11 protein-coding genes and 3 pseudogenes are annotated in these 15,252 nt (G+C 38.0%); 8 read left to right on the top strand and 6 right to left on the bottom strand.

The genetic code is table 11. The features are described from left to right. Nucleotides 1-398: 398 nt before the first annotated feature. From ACFIMG_RS07345 to ACFIMG_RS07315, 7 genes and pseudogenes are all read left to right on the top strand, one after another. Complete coding sequence (locus ACFIMG_RS07345) at nt 399-1,442, top strand: tetratricopeptide repeat protein (RefSeq protein WP_375611748.1); 1,044 nt, start codon at nt 399-401, stop codon at nt 1,440-1,442. A gap of 608 nt (nt 1,443-2,050) precedes the next feature. Next, on the top strand, nt 2,051-2,431 hold the full coding sequence (locus ACFIMG_RS07340; RefSeq protein WP_375678380.1) for a helix-turn-helix domain-containing protein: 381 nt from the start codon (nt 2,051-2,053) through the stop codon (nt 2,429-2,431). Between the two features lie 616 nt (nt 2,432-3,047). Next, complete coding sequence (locus ACFIMG_RS07335) at nt 3,048-3,446, top strand: hypothetical protein (RefSeq protein ID WP_375678379.1); 399 nt, start codon at nt 3,048-3,050, stop codon at nt 3,444-3,446. Between the two features lie 325 nt (nt 3,447-3,771). Next, nucleotides 3,772-4,185 carry a helix-turn-helix domain-containing protein gene (locus tag ACFIMG_RS07330; protein WP_375678385.1) on the top strand — a complete coding sequence of 138 codons (414 nt, stop codon included), beginning with the start codon at nt 3,772-3,774 and terminating at the stop codon, nt 4,183-4,185. A 439-nt stretch (nt 4,186-4,624) separates the two neighbouring features. Next, nucleotides 4,625-5,200 (top strand): elongation factor P, encoded by a 576-nt coding sequence (efp, locus tag ACFIMG_RS07325; RefSeq protein WP_015856958.1) that lies wholly within the window; start codon nt 4,625-4,627, stop codon nt 5,198-5,200. Between the two features lie 11 nt (nt 5,201-5,211). Further along, on the top strand, nt 5,212-6,003 hold the full coding sequence (locus ACFIMG_RS07320) for an inositol monophosphatase family protein (protein ID WP_375678378.1): 792 nt from the start codon (nt 5,212-5,214) through the stop codon (nt 6,001-6,003). A 6-nt stretch (nt 6,004-6,009) separates the two neighbouring features. Then, nucleotides 6,010-6,623, top strand: a pseudogene (locus ACFIMG_RS07315) (inositol monophosphatase family protein); the annotation flags it as partial. Nucleotides 6,624-6,870: 247 nt separating this feature from the next. Here ACFIMG_RS07315 and ACFIMG_RS07310 read toward each other — a convergent pair. The 4 genes and pseudogenes from ACFIMG_RS07310 to rpmE all read right to left on the bottom strand — a co-directional run bounded on the left by ACFIMG_RS07310 (nt 6,871) and on the right by rpmE (nt 10,453). Further along, complete coding sequence (locus tag ACFIMG_RS07310; protein WP_375678377.1) at nt 6,871-8,427, bottom strand: hypothetical protein; 1,557 nt, start codon at nt 8,425-8,427, stop codon at nt 6,871-6,873. An 865-nt stretch (nt 8,428-9,292) separates the two neighbouring features. Then, nucleotides 9,293-9,536, bottom strand: a pseudogene (locus ACFIMG_RS07305) (ABC transporter); the annotation flags it as partial. A 209-nt stretch (nt 9,537-9,745) separates the two neighbouring features. Next, nucleotides 9,746-9,985, bottom strand: a pseudogene (locus ACFIMG_RS07300) (ATP-binding cassette domain-containing protein); the annotation flags it as partial. Between the two features lie 246 nt (nt 9,986-10,231). Next, nucleotides 10,232-10,453, bottom strand: a complete 222-nt coding sequence (rpmE, locus tag ACFIMG_RS07295; RefSeq protein WP_005774581.1) for a 50S ribosomal protein L31 — start codon at nt 10,451-10,453, stop codon at nt 10,232-10,234. Between the two features lie 187 nt (nt 10,454-10,640). On the opposite strand from rpmE, the gene ACFIMG_RS07290 reads away from it, so the two are divergent. Then, complete coding sequence (locus tag ACFIMG_RS07290) at nt 10,641-12,431, top strand: ABC transporter transmembrane domain-containing protein (protein WP_375678376.1); 1,791 nt, start codon at nt 10,641-10,643, stop codon at nt 12,429-12,431. A gap of 1,186 nt (nt 12,432-13,617) precedes the next feature. On the opposite strand, the gene ACFIMG_RS07285 is transcribed toward ACFIMG_RS07290, so the two are convergent. After that, nucleotides 13,618-13,740 (bottom strand): hypothetical protein, encoded by a 123-nt coding sequence (locus ACFIMG_RS07285; protein ID WP_375678375.1) that lies wholly within the window; start codon nt 13,738-13,740, stop codon nt 13,618-13,620. Nucleotides 13,741-14,396: 656 nt separating this feature from the next. After that, nucleotides 14,397-14,834: a hypothetical protein gene (locus tag ACFIMG_RS07280; protein ID WP_375613192.1), complete on the bottom strand. Its 438-nt coding sequence runs from the start codon at nt 14,832-14,834 to the stop codon at nt 14,397-14,399. Between the last annotated feature and the right edge of the window lie 418 nt (nt 14,835-15,252).

Here is a 15,252-nt window from a genome sequence, read left to right as displayed (position 1 = left end):
CACGGTAAAAAAGAAAGCCTTTTTACAACTGATCTCTGATGAGAATGCAAGCTAACATAACGCGATAGTGTGTGCTATTCATAAACATTCATACGTATTTTAAAAAGCAGCCCCCATTGTAAGCATTTTTTCATTTTAAGAGGAGAAGCCATTGATATAATAGAAGATAAGCATCTTTACATACGATAACCCTTCATCATTATTATTTTTAACAGAACTGTTTTAAACAGTCTGTCTCTCGTCGACATTTATGCTACTTTTTTAACTTACCCAACCCTACCTTGAACCAAGACGAAAAACTGAGAGATAAAAAGTAATATAGAAATGAAATTCTTATACGGCTTGTAATGATGAAAAAAAAATGTGAAAATTCTGATCGGTAATGAGGAGAAAACACCATGATCAAGAGAAGCGTGAAGCTGCTCATCTTAGGCGTGATTGGGCTTGCAAGTTCTGCTGTAAGTTCAGCGGGAAACACTGAAGAAATCTCAAATTCTGAAAGCTCTTTCAATACGATTCAAGAAGCTTCAAACACTCAAGAACCCTTTCAGCCCTTAAAAGCTGGAGACTATGACCAAGCCTATGACTATTACATCCAAGGTTATTATTTAAAAGCTTTTCGTGAAGCACTCCGACGTGCTGAAAAAAATGATCCTTTTGCACAAACTCTTCTTGCCCGAATTTATATGGAAGGATGTGCTGTTCCTATTGACGGTGCGCGTGCTGCTTTATGGTTTGAGCGCGCTGCAAAACAGGGGGAACCCCAAGCACAACTACGCTATGGACTTATGTTGTTCGATGGTAACTTTATAAAACAAAATCAAGAACTTGGTGCGCAATTCATTCAAAAAGCTGTCAAAGCAGGCGTCAAGGAAGCCTATTTTTATTATGGACAACTGCTTCTTTATAAAGCCTCACAGGAAAAACAAGCTCTCCCTGGTGTTTCTTCCCAAAGTCGTGAAAATGAAGCAATAGAGCAAGCCTTAAAATGGTACTTAAAAGGTGCTGCTCTTGGGGATGCTGAAGCGGCTTTTTCTGCTGCAAAAATTCTTTCCTTAGGCACATTAAAACGACCAAAGGATGATCGCAATGCCCGCAAGCTCATGGAAGTAGCAGCTCAAAACAACCACTTAAAAGCTCAACTTCATTTAGCACAATGGCTTGTACAAGGGCGTGGAGGAGAAACAGATTTTCAGCGTGCTTTTCATTTACTTCAAAGAAATGCTATCAACATGGTAGCACCAGCACAGATTTCCCTTGCAAGGCTTTATCGAGATGGCACAGGAACAAAAGGCGATATAATAATGGCAGCGGCATGGTATATGCTCGCAAAGGAGGCAAAAATGCAAGCTCCTGATCTTGAAATAATGCTCCAAGGCATGGATAAGGCACAACTAGAAAAAGCGCACAAAGAAGCAATAAAGCTCCTTCCTGTTTTTTAAAATACTCCTCTCTGCATCAAAAAGATAAAATTTATAGAAATTCCGGGAGATTTTGCTCTCTGTCCAAGTGCTTTAAGCACTAAAAGCAAAAAGGCTGATTCGGATTCAGTATTTTCAAGCTCCCGGAATACCAACGCGAGGACGCTCGCAACCGGCGGGGGGCTTTAAAATGCGAGCCAAAAATCTTGATAATGACATTTTCATTGGTAAAGAAAACGCACTGGTATCATTTGCTTAACAAACAATATCCAATAAGCAAAAGAGCTAGACTATCCCGAAAATTCCGCAAGATCTATTTTTTCATTCTTTTTGCTTGGATGAAAAACACGCCGACTCTCAGTAAAAAGCTATTTTTTATTGCCAAGCCTCCGAAATTACTTTACATATTGAAAGGTGTTTTGGTCGCATACGCAACGACCAATAGGGCTCTAAAAACCCGAAACCTCGTACATAAATTTACCCCGCTTTGCGGGTATCCCGGAATTCCGGGAGATTTTGCTATGTCCAGGTGCTTTAAGCACTAAAAGCAAAATGCTGATTCGAGGTCAGTGTTTTTAGACTCCCGGAATACCAACGCGAGGGCGCTCGCAACCGGCGGGGGCTTTAAAATGCGAGCCAAAAATCTTGATAACGACATTTTCATTGGCAAAAAAATTCGTTTGAGACGAAAAATGCTAAAAATGTCTCAAAAAACATTAGGTCAACATTTAGGTGTTACTTTCCAACAAATCCAGAAATATGAAAACGGCTTAAATCGTGTCAGCGCAGGGCGTTTAAAAGAAATTGCCGATATCTTAAATGTTCCACTTGTCTTTTTCTATGCGGACACCTCAGCAAAACAACAGCTTCCATACCCTCATGATGAAATCGCATCAAGTACAGAGGAATACCTACTGCTCAAAAGATTTAGAGTTCTAACCTCGATAAAACAAAGAGCCATTTTACAATTACTCTCTGATCAAAATGAAGCTTTTAACATCATAATATAGGGCGCTACACTCTCTATTCTTGACTTGCCTCCCACCCCTCAAAGGACAGAAGCCCCTTCCCTATCCAGTTGGGAAACAATCCGTCTTCTCAGAACAGAACTCTTTTAGCTTCCCATTTTATGTGGTTCATTTCACAAAATTATCCCGACAAGCTCCCTCAAATATTCACCACACACTCTCATAAAAACATCACATGTGCAAAATTTGATACCTTATAGCACCACACCTCAAACGATAGTATTTTACAGCAAACAGGATAAGCATTCATACGTATTAAAAAAAGATATCCCTCAAAAAGCAATGCTTGAAAATTTTTTTGATCAATCTGGAATAACACTTAACACATCATTTTATAATAGTGATAGAGGACATGATCTTAACATGCAAACGCAAAAAATTGCTTTTTTATCATAATCACTAAAAGCAGCAGTTTATTAAAATATACGCCACCAGAAGCACTTCAAGCAGCCTTTACAGCTGAAACCATTATTCATTGATTAATTAACCGATTGATTAGATACCGATATGTTGTTAATGTGCTATGCGTAAAGTTGCTCTTATTTCTGGAATAGGAGCTTCGCAAATAAAGAGCAACAATAAGTAAGGGGAATTAAAGATGTTAAAATATTTATTGCTGTCACCGGTTGTGTTGGTAGCTGGTTGCGCATCTGTAGGCAATTATTCATCAAATTATGTTGATCAAAGTCTTACAAAGCGTCAGGCACAATTAGTTGCTAACAAATTTATTAGCGATATCAAGAGACCTCTACCACCAGCTACAACCACACTTCTTATAAAGAAAAATAATACAGCAGACAACTTTACTCCTTTATTTATCAATCTGTTGCGACGGAATGGATATAATGTGATCTATACAGATCAACCTCAAAAGCAACAAAATATGGGTGTAACTTTGAGTTATAGAATAAGATTAAATAGTAGAGTTATAGTGTCTCTTCTTCAGTATAATGTGAACGGAGAACCACGTGCTCATATAAGTACTCAGCCCAAATGAACCCGCTATTTAATGTAAACATTCTCTATATTTTACACGTAAAGACTTAAAAGTTCTTGCGAAAGGCAAAGAGATTTGCACCTCAATAAAAAACCTCATTTTTAGCCAGAGTGGATAAATTTTATTATAGATTGTGACAATACAAAATAGTGTAAATTATAGCTTTGAGATTTAAGAAAAGAAGAATACTAAAAATAATGAAAATGCCCCACACCCTAGTGAATTGTTACGCGAAGATGTAAATGCAAAACTTGGACTATCTGTGATTGAAGCAGCTGAAGAGTTTTCTATATCCCGTGTAGCATTTTCTAGGGTCTTGGTAAAAATCCTTATAACGACATTTTTAGTGGCACATTCATTGGCAAAAAAAATTCGTTTGAGACGAAAAATGCTAAAGATGTCTCAAAAAACATTAGGTCAACATTTAGGTGTTACTTTCCAACAAATCCAGAAATATGAAAACGGCTTAAATCGTGTCAGTGCAGGGCGTTTAAAAGAGATTTCCGATATCCTAAATGTTCCACTTGTCTTTTTCTATGCGGATATCGTCACAAAACAACAACCCCCATACCCTCATGATGAAATCGCATCAAGTACAGAAGAATACCTACTGCTCAAAAGATTTAGAGTTCTAACCTCGATAAAACAAAGAGCCCTTTTACAGCTGATCTCTGATGAAAATACAAACGAACACCCTGCGATAGCACACACCACGCTCTATCCCATGAGACACTCATAACAAACTCCGTATTCAAATATTTATCACATATTCTTATAAGAATACCTCATGGTTTTACGGAACTTATATCATTGCCATCAATTATATCATTGCCATCAATGATGATATTTTACGACACAACGGGATAAATTCCCCCAAAAATTCTAAAAAATTTTTGTGCAAATTTTTAAAAAGCTTGCGTCTGAGCGCTTTTTATGGTCTTGCAAAGAACTGAAAAACAAAAATACATCAAGGTCCTTTTTTACTTAAGCTTTTCTCTTTGCAAAAAGCAGGAGAAAGCCCATAAAGAGCACACAGGACCATGAGAGAGCCGCAAGGTTAATCAAAGGGATTTTAGCCCGAAAATAACAAAAGAGCTTGACCGTTAAAGGCAGCAAAGAAAAGCGCCATAAAGACAACAAGAGAGTTCTTTTTGCAAGAATAGAATTGGATAGAAACGATGAAAATTAATGGCAATGAAATTCGCCCTGGTAATGTGATCGAACATCAAGGAAGCTTATGGGTTGCTGTTAAATGCAACGCTGTAAAACCAGGAAAAGGTGGTGCATTTAACCAAGTTGAAATGAAAAATTTGATTGATGGTACAAAACTTAATGAGCGATTTCGCGCTGCTGAGACAGTTGAACGCGTGCGCCTTGAACAAAAAGATTTCACATTTCTTTATCAACAAGGGGATGCTTTGGTCTTTATGGATTCAGAATCTTATGAACAACTAGAACTTCAAAAGGATTTTGTTGGTGAACGTGCTGCTTTTCTCCAAGATGGGATGACAGTCACAGTTGAACTTTATCAAGAAAAGCCTATTGGCATCTCACTTCCTGATCAAGTTGCTGTCACGATTGCAGAAGCCGATCCTGCCATCAAAGGACAAACGGTTACCTCCTCTTATAAACCCGCCATTCTTGAAAACGGGATTCGGATTCTTGTTCCCCCCTTTATGAATGCTGGTGAACGTATCATTGTAGACACCAATGAGTTGATTTATTTGCGTCGCGCAAATGAAAAAGATAAATAAAGGAATAAAAAATGGCCCATTCTGCAGTCATGAATGTCATGGTGCAAGCTGCAATGAAAGCAGGACGCTCGTTGGTACGTGATTACGGTGAAGTGCAAAATTTGCAAGTGTCTTTGAAAGGACCAGCAGATTATGTCAGCCAAGCAGATCGCAAAGCGGAAAAAATTATTTTCAATGAACTAAGCAAGGCGCGCCCCAAATTTGGTTTTCTGATGGAAGAGTCTGAAGAAATTATTGGAGAAGATTCACAACACCGTTTTATTGTTGACCCTTTAGATGGTACTACAAATTTTCTCCATGGCATTCCTTTTTTTGCTGTTTCCATTGCCTTAGAAAGCCAAGGAAAAATCGTTGGTGGTGTCATTTACAATCCCGTGAGTGATGAACTCTTTACCGCAGAACGCGGGTGTGGTGCTTTTTTCAATGACCGCCGCTGTCGCGTTTCTGCTCGACGCAGACTAGAAGATTGTGTCATTGCCACAGGAATGCCTCATTTTGGTCGCCCAAATCATGGAACCTACCTTATTGAATTACGTAATGTGATGGCAGAGGTTGCCGGACTTCGCCGTTTTGGTGCAGCTTCTCTTGATTTAGCTTATGTGGCTGCTGGAAGAACCGATGGCTTTTGGGAAGATAACCTGCAAATTTGGGATATGGCTGCTGGAATATTGATGGTTCGTGAAGCCGGTGGTTTTGTCACCGATAAAGAAGGCGGCAACAATATATTTCGCAAAAAAAATATCATTGCCGGCAATGAACACATTCGCCTAAAATTAGAAAGAGTTCTCAAAAAAGGCATTTAAGCCTAAAAAAATCCAGCAGATGACCTCAGCCAAGCAGATCGCAAAGCGGAAAAAATTATTTTCAATGAATTAAGCAAAGCGCACCCCAAATTTGGTTTTCTGATGGAAGAGTCAGAAGAAATCATTGGAGAAGATTCACAACACCGTTTTATTGTTGACCCTTTGAGATGGCACTACAAATTTTCTCCATGGCATTCCTTTTTTTGCTGTTTCCATTGCCTTAGAAAGCCAAGGAAAAATCGTTGGTGGTGTCATTTACAATCCCGTGAGTGATGAACTCTTCACCGCAGAACGCGGGTATGGTGCTTTTTTCAATAACCGACGCTGTCGTGTTTCTGCTCGACGCAGACTGGAAGATTGTGTCATTGCTACAAGCATGCCTCATTTTGGTCGTCCAAATCATGGAGCCTATCTTATTGAATTACGCAATATAATGATGGAAGTTGCCAAACTTCGCCGTTTTGGTGCTGCTGCTCTCGAATTTAGCTTATGTCGCCGCAGAAAAAACCGATGGTTTTTGGGGAGATAACCTGCACATTTTTGATAAAACTACCAGCATACTGATGCTTCGCGAAGCCGGTGTTTTTGTCACTGATAAAGAAGGCGGTAGCGATATATTCCGCAAAAAAAAATATCATCACAACAAAACGCCCCAAGAAGCAAAAACGACATCAGAAGCCAACATCCTCCCCTACTTCTCTTAAGAAATCACCGCCTACACAGCAAAAAAGATTGACTATAATTTAAAATATCCCCTCTCTGCTAAGGGCTATCACATATGCCTCTCATAGTTTTCACCTCTACATGACAACAGAAATTTTAGCAAATCCATTGATTTATACAGCCATTCCCCCCTTCATTTAACCATTATCTCAGATAGTCTATGAAATACTCTCGAGATTTATAGTAACAAAAATCTTTGTTTTCCAAAATTGCTTTCTGCATTTCACTTGCAAGCTGCTCTTTATCTTTTTCAATAGCCTCTTTCAGCGCCTTTACCTTCTTATCCCCAAAGATAACTTTTAATTTGTCTTTTAACTTTTTTTCCTCAACAAGCTTCTCCCAAAAGATCAATCGGTTATCGCATTTCTCATTTGATGATTTCATCCACTCTTTAACGCCTAATTTGTAAGCTTCTTCAAATGTTGGATTCCCTTCAACAATGGAAAGATTTTTTGCTCTATTTGTGTCATTCTCTTTACAAGTATTGATTGCATCTCTAACTGTGACAGAATGGCAACCATTATCAAAGGCAACATAGCCTTTTTTTACTGTTTTAATAAGCTTCTTATAGTAAATGAAAGTTTCTCTTGCCGCCTTATAATCACTGGAAATATCACACAACAACAACAACACATTCTTTTTACAATATAATAATAAAGTACACTCACCAGACCAAGATTCCGAAAGCTTTAGCATTTTCTCTATCTCTTTGTGTTCTATACTTATAGATATGTTGTCCCACAAAGTATCTGTAAATTTTTTCTTTTCATCCTCCCCTGTAAAGTTTTCCTTTTGGTGCTGTTTGCATTCAGCTGTAATCATATCATCAAGAACATATAACCACCAATGAAGTAATAACATCGTAGGTTGACTCCGTTTTTTTTTCGTAAGAGGATCTACAAACTTTTGCAGAGTTATTCCATTCTTTCTCATTAATCGCACTGCTTTTACAAAAAATTTCCTAAAATACGAGGTATCCAAGAGACTACATATTTTTTTGTAATGTTCATAAGTAAGTTTTTTTCCAAGTGCTTGCTTGTACAATAAACGCACTTTGTGATCCCCTCGAACACAAATATCCTTTACCAATGGAAGCCGATCTCCACTGAATTTCATATCTTCCCTAGGATTTTTTATCCCCAGTACGTCTCTTTCCCATAGCCTTACTCCCTCATCCCATTGTTTCAACCATTCCTGCGATACTTTTTGAGTTTTTGCAAAAAGCCTTTGTTCTCCTTGAGCAATAATATCTTGATATCCAGCGCACTCTTGCTCTTTTCGCTCAAGTTGGTCAGTCAATTGAAGACACTTCTGTTCCCATTGTGCAATAATATCTTGATGTCCAGCGCAATCTTGCTCTTTTCGCTCAAGTTGGTCAGTCAATTGAAGACACTTCTGTTCCCATTGTGCAATAATATCTTGATATCCAGCGCACTCTTGCTCTTTTTGCTCAAGTTGTTTAGTTAAATGCTTGTTCTGATAAATTGCCAATGCAAGCATTAAGCTTCCCCCACAACACACTATCATTGCCAAACCGAACAAAAAATCCACTGAGTATCCCAAATACCACCACTTCCCCATCCATATGATGCACAAAATCATAACGCCGAATCTTCCGCTCCCACATTTTTTCCCCCATTTCCAAATGACCTTAATTGTAGCTATTATGAAAGCTATTGCCAATTTTATGTCTTCTTCCATTCTTGCTCTCTTTTATTCCCACCAATATTTAACGCAGCTCTTTTATCGATCCCTCGATATTGTATCATTGTGTGTACATCTGATTTGAAAATCACTACATATTATATTTTAATAAAAACAATACACAAAATATAGATATTTTTGTTTGTAAAATAAAACAATTTGTATTTAATAATGCCGTTTTAATGATTTATGTACTTTAAAGAAAAGCCTTATAAGCCCTCAAAATGCATGATCCATGAAATATTGATTTTCAAAGTAATAAAAACCTTAACTCAACCAAACAGCAAAACAAACTGCGTGCTTTGTTCGCACTGTTTTATAACATCAATAAAAAGCGCCTCTCTGCTCATTTATCGGCTCTTTTTTAGTAAAGCGACATCATCATACACTTTCCTAATCCCCTCAATATTACTACAGCCCCTAAAACTTGGGACGCTTCATGAAGAGGATTTATTCTTTCTTTAAGTATTTTTACTTCACGCGAGCTCTCTCTGCTTGCAGCATGCAAGAGACATGGTTTTGACTAATGCAACATAACCAAATTTGAAACGAGAAATTCCATGTAAGATCTCTCATGAAAAACAATGTGTTATCCTTATAAATCAACGTGAAGATACTGTTATAAAGAGAGCTCTCCCCTTAATTATTCATAGAGATTAACGTGGCATCGTTTTACATTCTATACACAGAAGTATTTTTATAAAAATGCTTCATCTTGCGCAGAAAAAAGAACAGCCCGTTAAAAAAGAAAAGCATCTCAATGCTTGCCTTTCTTTTTTCCATGAGAGTTTCAAATTGATAAGCCTGTTTGAAAAGAGTACTGTTTATGGCCTTCAAAATACTACTCTTGTATCAAGATCACTTACTCAGATGAAAATTGCAGTTGAGCCAAATGCGCATAAACATTATTTTTTATAATGAGTTGTGTGTTCCTCCTTCCACAAAAGCGCCTTTATCTATCACGAAAATACGATTAGCTTTTAAAATTGTTGCCAAACGATGTGCAATGACCAGGATTTAGGAATTTGCATCAATCCTTCTAAAGTATCTTGCACCAACTTTTCACTGTTTGCATCTAAAGCAAATGTTACTTCATCAAATAGCAACATTTTGATTTATAATAATAATTCATTGTTTTATATGTTGAATGAGAATTCTGAATATCATAGGATTCTCTCATTTCAAATCTGTTCCATGTTGAATCAACCAAAACTATGTTTCTTGCATGTCCCAAGCGGGGAAAACCCGCGTGAATAAAAAAACTATTAAGAAAGGACTTAAAATGCCTCTCATGAATCGTCTCAAATGCTAAAGGCTGTAGCAACATCCACGAGTTGGCAAATATAATGATGGTGCCGGCTTGCAGTAAGAGGGCTGCATTTCTTAAAATCGCGCGTGCAATACCAATGCGTTGTTTTTGCCCCCCAGAAAGCATAGTACCACGTTCTTCTACTTGCGTATCAAAAACGTTTGGTAAAGCTTGAATAAATTCAAATACATTGGCAGCTTTAGAAGCGGCAAAAATTTCCTCTCCATGGGTATGTTCAGTTCCAAAAAAAGAAGAAAAGTTTGCAATTATTTTATTTCAAGTCTTTATACTCTAGGGAAGAAAGGATTTATGCGTATATTTCAAAATGATTTTTGAATTTAAAAAACGCAACCACAATTATTTATAGACCCATCTGTTTATGTCGGATGCGTTTTTGAATTAATATTTAAAGTGCACTCTTTGATAGGATCAAAAACTCATCGTTTGCAATCGTTTTGTTTAAAACCCTTGTACCCCATAAAAAGGAGGCTTTTACATGCCAATATTACCAAAACGATTTTTGAACTTAGAAAGACGACCGCCACGGTCTACAAGTGTTTGGGACCCACCTGTCCATGCTGGATGCGTTCTTGGGTCAATATCTAGATTAAGGGTATCACCTTCTTTTCCCCAAGTGGAACGCGTCGTATATTGGGTTCCATCCGTCATTACAACGGTAATTTTGTGATAGTTGGGATGAATATTCGCTTTCATGCGTCAAACCTTTTGCGTTTATAGAATGAAAGAACACTTGCTCGTTTTTTTAAGTGCGCTTCCTTTGTCTTTTTGATACACTGATTTAAAGTATTTATTCCTATAGCCGAGCACGCATCAAAAAACAAGTGTTCAAGATACATCATTGTATCAAGTGTTACAAATCCAATACAGTGAGAAAAATTTTATGACATTACGTTCTCGTTCAGAAAAATCGACAAAGTCTTCCCCTAAGAAATCTTCATTCTCTTCGCTTGCAATTTTTGTTCCTTATCTTTTGCGCTATCGTTGGTTGTTTATCTTTGCTTTTCTAGCGTTATCTCTTGCTGCTCTAGTCACATTAGCTTTGCCTGTGGCTATCCGCCAAATGTTTGATCATGGGTTTTCTACTTCAAGCCATGGACATATCAATTTTTACTTTGGAATTTTGTTTATCTTAGCCTTGTTTCTCGCATTTGCTTCAGCAGCCCGTTATTATTGTGTTATCACCTTAGGAGAACGGATTGTTGCCGATTTACGGCGTGATGTGTTTGTCCATATTATGAAACTTTCTCCTGCTTTTTTTGATCGGTCACATTCAGGAGAGATTGTTTCAAGGCTTCTAACAGATACCACACAAATAAAATTAGCTGTGGGCTCTACCGCCTCTACCGCTTTGCGTCAGCTGATTATCGTGATCGGAGCCGTCGTGATGATGGTGATCACCAATGCTAAATTGTCTTTGTTGGTTTTAGCGGCTATTCCTGTTGTGGCCATTCCCTTGGTCGTCTTTGGACGTAAAGTTCGCTCTCGTACCCGCGCGGCGCAAGATCGTCTCGCAGATGCCAATGCTGTTGCTACAGAGCAGGTAAGTGCTATTCGCACTGTGCAAGCTTTTACCGCTGAAAAACTCGTTACAATACGTTTTTCACAATTGATAGAACGTGCTTTTCAAACAGCACGTGCTTCTGTAATCTTGCGCTCCTTTTTTACGGGGTTTGCAATTTTTTTGGTTTTTAGCAGTGTGGTTGCTGTTTTATGGATTGGATCGCGTGATGTTTTGAATGGAACGATGACAGGAGGGACATTAGGGCAATTTGTCCTTTATGCGGTTTTTGGAGCTTCTACTTTTGCGCAATTATCGGAACTGGGAGCAGAATTAATCCAAGCAGCAGGCGCTGCTGAACGGCTTGCCGAATTGTTACAAGAACAACCTACTATTGTAGCTCCTAAAAATGCTTTATCATTAGAGCAACCTGTTCGAGGTGAACTTGTTTTTGATCAGGTTGATTTTACCTATCCTTCTAGACCACAAGAGAAGGTTTTACGCTCGCTTTCATTTTCTGTAAAAGCAGGCGAAACGGTTGCTTTTGTTGGGGCTTCCGGAGCAGGAAAAAGCAGCATTTTTTCTTTGATCCTTCGTTTTTATGATCCGACAAATGGAACAATTCGGTTGGATGGCATAGAAATTAATCGCCTTTCTTTACAAGATTTACGCAGTGCAATTTCCTATGTTCCACAAGATGTTGCTATTTTTGATGGAACATTGCGTGATAATATTATTTTTGGAACTGAAAATACCCATGAAGAAGAAATCCTTGCTGCTGCTAAAGCGGCTAATGCACTTGAATTTATTCAAGCTTTACCAGATGGCTTGGATACGCAAGTAGGAGAACGCGGTACCATGCTTTCTGGGGGACAAAAACAACGCATTGGTATTGCGCGGGCAATTTTAAGAAATGCACCCCTGTTGCTGCTTGATGAAGCAACATCTGCTTTAGATGCAAACAGTGAAAAGTTGGTGCAAGACGCCTTAGAAGGGTTGATGCAAAACCGCACAACCTTGGTCATTGCACATCGTTTGGCAACAATTTTAAAAGCAGATCGCATTCTTGTTATGGATAAAGGCGCCCTTGTGGAAGAAGGAACCCATGCCGAACTTGTGGCAAAAAATGGCGTTTATGCTTACCTCGCAAAATTGCAATTTTCACCCGAATAAGTAATCTTGATACAAGAGCAATATCTTTAAGGGCATAAACAGCACTTTTTTCAGACAGGCTTATCAATTTAAATCTCTCATGGAAAAAAGAAAAGCAAGCATTGAGATGTTTTTCTTTTTTAACGGGTTGTTCTTTTTTCTGCGCAAGATGGAGTATTTTTATAAAGACACTTCTGTGTACAGAATATAAAATAATACCCAGTTAAATCGCTATGAGCTATTAAGATGTGCAAAGAGTTCTCTTCATAACAGCACTGTCACGTTGATTTATAAGGATAATTCATTGTTTTTCATGAAAGATCATGAATACCATAGGATTTTCTCATGTCAAACCCTCATAGTGAGTCAAACAAAATCGCTTGGCTTGCTCATCACAAGCAGAGTTGGCGTGTGAAGTAAAACGGTACAAGAAAGGAATAAAATACCTCTCTTGCCCCTTTACGTTCTAAGGGCTGTCAAAACATTGGGGCGCTGACAAAAGAGTATACGCTGGCAAAGAGTATAATGGTGCTCGCTTGCTGAAACCCTTATGCGGCTCACTTGATAGGCTCTAGGGACACAAGCACTACCCTAAAGACTGACCACACTCTTTAAAAAAACTGAATATGAAAATTTTTCATGCCCTCTCTCACCGCTCTAAACAATAGTGTTTACCGAAAATCATGACAAATTGTAATTCACAAATACGCTTCTCTATTGCAAGAGTATCCTTTTATTCTCTTTCAAAAACACGAACACTTTTTGAATATTGTTTACAGATCCGTCTTATTGAAAAAGAGCAAAGACTTTTTTAGCACTTTTGGGCTTCTTATAACTTTTGTGTGAGAGCACATGAGAAACAGCGTTTATAATAAACTGGCTTTTGGCAAAATCGTAAAATTTTATCAAATTTATTGTTTGTAAATATCACCATGACCACTGTTCTGCTCTTGCAGACACCGCAACCTCAAAACACCGTTCTCTTTGCTCATAAATTGTCTCTCCAGCTCTCTCTTTCAGGCATAGCCCATAAAAATAAGGATAGAGTACTTCGATTGAACACCATCTTCTCACCCCCTGCCCCATATATTTTACAGCTCTCAATTTTATAGCATCCCCTGTCGTGCTTTAAGAAGGCATTTTAACGATGATAAGAACATATACAAAGAAGATATATCTTTAGGGTATTTATGTTTAAAAGCTTGCACTAAATCATAATTTTTTTGTATAGCGAGCCAAGCATATGCAGAACTGACACCCTAACCATTTCAAACCATTCAGCTGTTTCAGTACCAGATAAGCCAAGTTCTACGATTATAGCTTCAACCACGAATTCACCGAAGTGCAGAGGATTTTCATCATTTTTTAGCACTCCCTCTTCAGTGATCCTCTAGATAATTAACTCATTCAGCATCTATACCAGCAAAGCGAAATATTATGTGCTAATTTTCCTTTACAGTCATTAACCAAGAACCCTCAAAATAACCTTTTAGTGAATAGAGATAAAAGGATGAGTCATTCAAAATCATTTGTTGATATAGCTATATCAAGAGCATCTAAAATACGCCTTAGTTGCTAAGTATAGGCGATTTTCCCCCTTTTATCGTATCTGCTTGTAGAAGACTTGAAACCCTTTATGTTTAAATCAAAAAATCATAATTGGATTATATTGCATAAAGATGCTTTTTCTCATTTTTCCATTTAACACACGATAAGTTACCATTTAGGCACGATGAGAAGCTTGCCCCTTATATCATGATTTCAGAACCGCATGAGAAAAACAAAATAAGCCGTTTTGCTGTCTTAAGGTTAAGGATGCCGTTAGGCGCAACTTGTAAAGGGTTGCCTTGAGGCTTAAGGACCCAAAGCTTGTTAGTCCCTTCATTAAAGCGGATCTGATGTCATTATTTTGGAGAGCGATTATTAAGAATTTGAGAGGCAGACAGCCTCTCATTTTTATTTGTATGCAAACGAATTGCACTCTATTTATTCAGGGAGAATAAGAACATACCCAGGAGGTGCTAAACGGAACAAGAGAGCGTCGTAACCCCACATAGCATACATGCAGCAAATAGAAAAAACGCCTTCACCAATTGCTAAGATTAATGTGAGCGATATACCGGCTTCATCTGCTGTTGCTTCGCGGCGTTGTAAGTAGTATCCGACAAAAAAGAAAAAGCACGCTAATCCACTCGCACCCGAAAAGAAGCTTAGTATGGCATGAACCGGTCCACGTATGTTGAACAGGATAAGAAAAATTGTGAAAGTAAATACTGTAAAGATCCCTTCGAATACCCCACGCACCATATTGCACAATTTTCGCATCATAATTGCAGAAAAGCTCTGTTCTGCGTATCGATTTTTTCTTTTGATGCTTGTATTCTTAGAAGATATACTGTTATTTTTAGAAGATATACCGTCCACAACTCCCCCCGTTTTAAGCCAAGATGCTATGAAGTTAGACATTTGTAATTATATCATCAAAAAATACAAGAAAAATTTATCCATTTTAACGAAAAAATAGGTGTTTTATTGAGGTGCAAATCTATTTTCTTTCGCAAGAGTTATTCAATTCGTTCGCCAATAGAAAAACTACCCCCATTGAAGAGGAAGCTATCCTGACGCAGAAAAGCTTCATAAGCTGTATTCTAATCCGCTCAGAAATCGCAACTCTCTAATCTACCCGCTTAATCCACCTTTAAAACTGCAATCAAATAAATTCTGCTGATGACAAGTAATGATAACATGAAAAAGAAAAAATATCACAATATCAAACTCTTCAATACAGTATGAGCTTTATGATTTTCACGCAAAAAGCAAGTGCCCACCCATGAACGACACC

Origin of the sequence: Bartonella sp. AP11XZML (genome assembly GCF_042196445.1) — a bacterium.
GTDB lineage: Bacteria > Pseudomonadota > Alphaproteobacteria > Rhizobiales > Rhizobiaceae > Bartonella.
This window is presented reverse-complemented; position numbering and strand designations above follow the sequence as displayed.